Below are 631 nucleotides of genomic sequence, written 5' to 3'. Positions count from 1 at the left end.
ACCCGTAGCCATGATTAGCTTGTCGTATTGGATTTCACGACCAGAGCTCGAGTAAACAATCTTCTTCTCACGGTTTACTGTGATAGCGCGTTCGCCGATCAACATGTTGATGCCATGTTTCTCGTAGAAGCCCTCTTTAACTAAAGAAAGTTCATCTGCTGTGTGGTGTGAAAAGTAAGAAGAAAGGTGTACACGGTCATACGCTACACGTGGCTCTTCACAGAACACTGTAATGTCCATGTTTGCTACGTCTGTCTTCTCTACTAAATCTTCGATATAGCGATGGCCGACCATCCCGTTACCGATTACGACTAGCTTCATCTTGCTCATAAGAATTCCTGAAAGGTTATGATTTTCTTAACTGAGCGAATAATGAATTATGAAAGAAAATGAAAATATGATGTAAATCAATTACGAAAATGAACTACCCTAAAGGGGTAGAACAAAAGAGGTATAACGGATTAAAAATCGGCCAAAGCAAACGTATAACCTGACTTTATATATGGGTAATAGCGGAGTGCATGAACAACTTGAAGCATATTGAGGTGTAGTAAAGTTTCACTAAGAGTAACTCAAAAAGAAATTAAATGACAATCATTTTCATTTAGTAGTAAAACACTGACACAATATT

The 631-nt window shown here is 38.0% G+C and carries 1 protein-coding gene; it reads right to left on the bottom strand.

Features of this window, described 5'->3' with window-relative positions; genetic code table 11:
- The coding region (locus tag KIV40_RS34160; protein ID WP_285353881.1) for an FAD-dependent oxidoreductase at positions 1-330 on the bottom strand (330 nt) is incomplete at its 3' end.
- Positions 331-631: the final 301 nt, after the last annotated feature.

The organism is Vibrio sp. D173a (assembly GCF_030248475.1).
The sequence above is the reverse complement of the archived record's forward strand: the minus strand, read 5'-3'. Positions and strand labels throughout refer to the sequence as shown.